At 30.4% G+C, this 6,155-nt stretch carries 4 protein-coding genes; all 4 read right to left on the reverse strand.

The window, feature by feature from the left end:
• Positions 1–4: 4 nt before the first annotated feature.
• A complete protein-coding gene (locus ACZIYX_RS17170) occupies positions 5–1,777 on the reverse strand; it encodes a hypothetical protein (protein WP_462683482.1) in 1,773 nt (590 codons plus the stop codon).
• Between the two features lie 84 nt (positions 1,778–1,861).
• Positions 1,862–2,290, reverse strand: a complete 429-nt coding sequence (locus ACZIYX_RS17175) for a GPW/gp25 family protein (protein WP_462683483.1) — start codon at positions 2,288–2,290, stop codon at positions 1,862–1,864.
• A 338-nt stretch (positions 2,291–2,628) separates the two neighbouring features.
• Positions 2,629–3,990, reverse strand: a complete 1,362-nt coding sequence (locus ACZIYX_RS17180) for a DUF5458 family protein (RefSeq protein ID WP_462683484.1) — start codon at positions 3,988–3,990, stop codon at positions 2,629–2,631.
• A 35-nt stretch (positions 3,991–4,025) separates the two neighbouring features.
• Complete coding sequence (locus ACZIYX_RS17185) at positions 4,026–4,484, reverse strand: hypothetical protein (RefSeq protein ID WP_462683485.1); 459 nt, start codon at positions 4,482–4,484, stop codon at positions 4,026–4,028.
• Positions 4,485–6,155: the final 1,671 nt, after the last annotated feature.

The raw sequence follows: 6,155 nt of genomic DNA on the forward strand, positions 1-6,155 counted from the left end.
CTAATTATATTATGTTTACACGATAAGGGGTACTGTGTACAGATTTGTTTTCTAATTCTAATTGCAAGTAATGCCCCAGTCGTTTTTTGTTTTCGTTGTTTAAATTTTCGCTTTCACTTAACATAACCTCTACATTAATGGTTCTTACCAATCCCTGTTTTTTATGTACAGATATTCCTACCCCTGATTTTACAGAAACGTTTTTAACTACATTTCCTAATATCATACATACAAACTCTTTGATATCTTCATTGGATACTATCCTATCCTTGGATAGTAGTCCATATCTAAAACTGCTTATTTTTTCTTTTGCCCCTTTTTTTACTATTCCCCCAACGGTATCTGTTTGTAATCGTACACTATCTGCTTGCAGCTCGATGGTTTGATATTGGTTGAGCAAGGTTCCTTGTTTTATATCATTAGCTAACCCTGCATTTGCGGTCCAATAAACACACTCGTATATGTCTGATGTTTTATACGGAATAGTTTGCAAATAGACTTTATCGCTATTATCACTTACATCTTTGTATCTGAAGTTTACTTTACGTTCCAGATTGTCTAATTTATCATTAAGATCTTCGAGATATGCGTTTAATAAGTCGTATCCTACAGCAGAAAACGAACTTCCTTCTTCTCTAACTGTTTGTATTACATCATTTAAAACAGCTTTTGCATTGCGCTCATCAAACTGCTCTATATCCCCAAAATAGGAAGAAAAAGAACCTTCCATATTGTTTATATCATTTTTTAATGCGCTCTTATAAATTTTTCCTTCATTATCTATAAGGGATTCTACATTCAAGAAATATTCTTTGTCGCTAAAATAAAGGGAAACGATCTTCCCGTTTCTTTTGATATTATGTTGCTTATATGATCTTTTTCTGTTAACTACCGGAAATGTGTTTGTAGAAATAGTAATCTTGTCGAGTTCTTCTTTTGTAAAAGCCACCGAAAATGATATTTGCAACCAAAAAAGTTCTTTATCATATTCTTCTATTTCTTCCTGATTGAATATTTTGCCACACCTACTTGTTAATTTATCTCTTTTTTTAGTGCTATTGCTAAGATCTATTGTATATAAATAATCCCGATAATATCTTTGTATAGTGGTATAGTAATGTTCTTTATTTGTATTTATATCTTCTTGTTCCTGATATAGCCTTAAATCATTACCTTCAAAATCCTGTACTTTGCTCATTTTAAGATATGGGTTAAGATTAGAGTCTCTTAACAGGATGCATATTGGTATTTTGTTTATTTCTTCCAGCAAAGATTGGTCGATATCTATACCCACCCAAATGGTATAATCTGGCACTTGGTTTTCTTTATAAGAGTTTATAATGTGTTTAAACCCTTTATCTGTTTCAAAAGCCAATTGTCGCTCCCAGGCGGTGCAATAAACTTTTGCTTTTAATAGTTCTTGTTTTTCGATTGGAGTAAAAAATATATCGTTTAATTCTCCTTTGACTATTTTTTGAAAATATACCTGGGTAGTTTTTTCTATTTCTCCAACCTGCTCAGACGGTTGTACACTTAGTAGTGCATGTGATGGTGTAGGAAGCGACCAGTTTTCGCTGACTAATATTTTTGATATTCTTTCCAGAAGTCTGGCGTCTGATATTTTTACTTCCTGATATATTTTTGATAATTCATAAGAGAATACGTCTAAAAACATCTCAATAACCGGATCGACTTTTTGAGTGCTTTCTATTCCCCACAATTCCATAGAACGCATTTTCATACGTTCTTTAATTTTTTTATAATTATTATCAACCATACCTTTAGGTTATTATTGAGTTTTTTATGAATCTATTACATGTTACAAAAACAATTTTTATATAAACTCGACAAAACTCATTGTTTATTGGGATAAAGGGCTTACGTACAAGGATGTATTAAAGTTAAATGCTACTCCGGTCTGTACAATGTTTCCAGAAACACTTATTACTGCTTTTCTTCTTACTTCGGAGTATTTTTTAGAATCCATATCTGTATCGATCTCACTTAGATTTACTTGCACTTTTATATCTGTAAGTCTGGTTTCATATTTAATGATCGATTCCAAAAGTGATATTCTTACCCGCTCTTCCCATTCATAAATTTTAACCAGTTGATTAAATTCGAGCTCCCATATATCGGATCCAAAATCGTTTCTTCCTGCAACTTCACCATATCTACTGGTTATTTGCATCATAATATATTGAGCTATAGATTCTTCTACCGAGCATCTTTTTTGCGTTTTTCCGTGTAACATTCCGGAAAAATCTACGGGTAACTTTATATACTTCATCTGCTTTGTATTTTAGTGCTCATAGTTCGTTCATTTTTAAAATAAAAAGAGGGTTTTAATATCCTAAGAAGCATAAATAATGTGGTCTTAAAAAACTTGGGAAATAAAACAATAATTTGGTATAATTTATTATTGTTTTAGATAACACAAATTTCTAAAAACCACTTAAAACCAGTAATATTTACTATTTCTTTAATTTCACCACAAAAAGCGAAATACAGTTTTTGAAAAAACTGTTATCCTATTTTTTTAAGCGAAGCCAATAAACAAATGATTATATTGAACATACATTGACTTCGCTATATGGGGATAAATGCAAATAAATAGTAATCTTAATATTACTGTTGTTTATATTCGCTATGCCATTCTGCATTTTCCGGACCATCTCCTTTATGCCCGTCTAACTGAATTACAAAGCTTTTTGCAGGGAAATATGGTGTAATATGTATATCCAACAGTACTCTGTCTTTTTGGTTTTTATCTTGTTCTATTTTCATTACCTGAAATCTTTCGATAAGTTTAGAAGGTCCTTGTATGCCATCCAAAAACTTAACGATTTGGCTTCTTAAATCTGCTTCTGTACGTGTTGTCCAGTTTTCAAAGGCTCTTCTGTTCAAGAAATCAAAAAGTACTTTGGTTATATGATCAAATACTCTTACTACAGAGTATGTTTGTAGTCCCAAATTATCCCCGTTGAATAATGTTTTGGCAGAGAATGCCATAACTTTACTGTATTCGTTAACCATTGGTACTAATCCCATTTTTTCCAGCTCTGAGATTTCGCTCTTTTTAAGATCAAAACGCACGCTTTCTACTTCATTAATCCCACCAAATTTTTTACCGGCAACTACCTGGGACATCAAAGTACTGTATATTTTTCCGGCTAGTGCAGAGGATGGAGGAACGTACAGGTTGTCTTCTTCACCTACCATATCGTCTTTTTTTCTTCCCAATAACCAGTTACAAGCCATTAGAGTGTTTGATTTAAAAACGTCTCCTCCTGTATGGTTTGCATTAAAGAAAATATCTACTACATCGTCTGGGGATTCTAAATCCTGAAAATCTGTTACCAAAACAGTTTTATTATCATAAGCTATTTTTGACCATTTATCCAAAACAGCATTAGATCCTAAATATCCAGGGACATTTAATATTCCATAATTACTTCTAAGATCCAGACGATCAAAGTTTTGTTTTAACTCATTTGCTACATAATCTATAAACAGAGTATTATCCAAGTCTTTTAATTGGTCCAAATCTGCATTAAGTATAGTTACATTTTTTACTTTATCAGATTCTGTATTTTTATAAAAAAGTGCCATAGACCTGTATGATCTCTCCAGCTCTTCTGTAGCTTTTAATGCCTTTTTTAGGTTTACATTTAAAGTCGTATCTGCTTTTTCTGCACGATCTTTTGCAATATCACGCATCCCTTCGGTATCTTTTCCGCTATTTAGCAGACCAATCCAAACGTTTAATCTATTGGATAAATTTTTTCTTTCTGTTTCCCATTGCTCATCGGTAAGAAAGATGTTTCTTCTTGCCTTTCTTTTAGGATTAAGGTTAGAGAAACCATCTATTATATTCTCTAAAAAAGAAAACCCTCCATATTCTGCTAACGCATCTACCGAAGGGCTACCTTTTTGAACTTGTTTTTCTTGTGTTGAAACTGCTTTGTTTTCTTTTGCTTGTATTGCCATAATAATATATTGTCGGTTTATGAATATCTTATCTATTATTTAGTTTTTGCATTTTCAATCTCTTTTAGAGATTCTTCTAATACTTGAACAATAGCGGCTCTGGTTTCTGGGTTTTCCAAAGCTTTTTTCAATCCTTTGTTAGAGGTAAGTTGACGAACAATTTTGGTATTCTGTTCTTTTTCTATATCCAGCTTACTCAAAAATTCACTGTTTTTTTTAATAGATTTAGATCCAAAATCCCCAAGGTTTTTAAAGCTTACTTTTTCTTTTACATCTGTTCCTTGTTCGTCCTGAAATTCGACTTCTACATTTGGAGCAAATTTTTCAAATACCTGTTCTACGGTCTGAAGACCATAAACAGCTTCTGGCGTAACCGGGGCTTCGTTTGTTAATTTTTGAATTAACAAAGTTTTGTTTGCTGGGATATCTGCAATAGATTCTCCCGCATCTACTTTTACTTCGTTACCACCTATTCCATAGTTATACATAGACATATTTTAAAGTTTTTTGTTTTATATTATTTTTAATGTTCGAATTATTATTTTTATTTGATTTGGTAATTATTTTTCCTATTTCTTATAGATTATTCCTTGATATATGCTACAATAAAAATCTATTCAGATCCAAAAAGTATTTATATGTAATCAACATACTTGATACGTTTCTTAACCTAGACAAACAATTTTTGTTTTCTTTTTTTAACAAAATTAAACTGAACAAAATTCATATAAATACAGTGTGTAATTGATTAATTAAAAATGCTCAAGAAAGTATTCGCTCTTGATTTTTATAACATATACCAAAGACAAAAAATAAGTTTATATGTATATTTATTTAGCATTTAATAATCTATTAAAACCGTTACTTTATACAGGTGGGGTAAATATGTAACAAACTTAATAGATATCACTTAAATATACATACGGTTTAACCACAATATTACTGAGGTTTATACACTAAAACTCATTTAAAAACACTGTAAACAGCTAATTAACAACAACTAATGTATTTGATGTAAAAATTCTTAATTTTTACTTAAAAAAATCATAACACCCTTTTACTTATCCCAATACAATAAAATCAATGAATTATTTATCAAACTTTTAGTTTCATATACATAATTTAATCTTAGAACTCATCTTGACTTTTTCTATTTCCTAAAAAAATGGCTGAAATTTACCCATATTTCGTTACTTTTCTTACCCGTAGCGCTGCTATGGCTTTCAAAAAGTGCCTCATCTGGTCAAATTTCAACTCATTTTCGGTTAAAAACAAAAAGTCAAGATGAGTTCTTAAAGTTTTGAGCTATGATTGTACTGTAATTAGTAATTCATCCCTCTCAAAACCAACTTTATCAAAAGACAGTACAGTCGTTTCTTTTAAACAACAACATTTTTTGATCATTTGTAAAATTAGATATCATCATTTTTTTTCACCCCCCTATTTTCAGTGAAATTTGAGCACAAAATCCCTAAACATAATTCATATACAATAAATAGCTGTTTTCTTGCTCTTTATGATTATCTCTTCGTACTCTGATGCTATTTTTATATTTCAAAAATTACTGAATATAATTATGTATATATCTCTTTGCTATATTTCTATACTTTTTTTCGCTTTCTTATGAAAAATCATTGTTTTTCTTTAAAAGCATTATTCATACAGAGTATAATAATCCAATTTAAAAGCAACACAAATCAAAAAAACAATCGTATTCTTTATAAAATTCAGTTCCTGTTATTGTTTTTTGTTACCCAAAAAATGTTTGACTTTTACTTATAAGTTTATAATAGAATTTGTCATTTCTTCCCTTATAAAATTAAGGTTTCTGATTCCTGTATATTCATTTACTATAAATTTTAACAAATAGCCTTGTTTTTTTGGGTAAAATTGTGGTTAGCCTGTATTTTTACTATGTTTTGGCAGCCTCCTTTTTTTTGGCTTTTGGGTTGTCCTTATATTTTTCATAAAAGTTAGTTTTTATGTTGGGTTAAGACAAAAAACGTCCGTTTGTTGTGCAATATTACAAGTTAAAAGTTTCATTTTCGGACACCGAAGTCTTTTTTATAAAAAAAACATAAGCAGGGGTTCATGAATATATGGCAATTAAAAACATAGGCTACTTTAGAAAGCTCCTATGCGAATTTCCAAAAAGAATACGTTCT

Source organism: Aquimarina sp., assembly GCF_977115655.1.

Bases quoted from the DNA above. Each gene is read 5' to 3' on its own strand.
- ACZIYX_RS17180 (WP_462683484.1), bottom strand. From the start codon at position 3,990: ATGGCAATACAAGCAAAAGAAAACAAAGCAGTTTCAACACAAGAAAAA.
- ACZIYX_RS17170 (WP_462683482.1), bottom strand. From the start codon at position 1,777: ATGGTTGATAATAATTATAAAAAAATTAAAGAACGTATGAAAATGCGT.
- ACZIYX_RS17185 (WP_462683485.1), bottom strand. From the start codon at position 4,484: ATGTCTATGTATAACTATGGAATAGGTGGTAACGAAGTAAAAGTAGAT.
- ACZIYX_RS17175 (WP_462683483.1), bottom strand. From the start codon at position 2,290: ATGAAGTATATAAAGTTACCCGTAGATTTTTCCGGAATGTTACACGGA.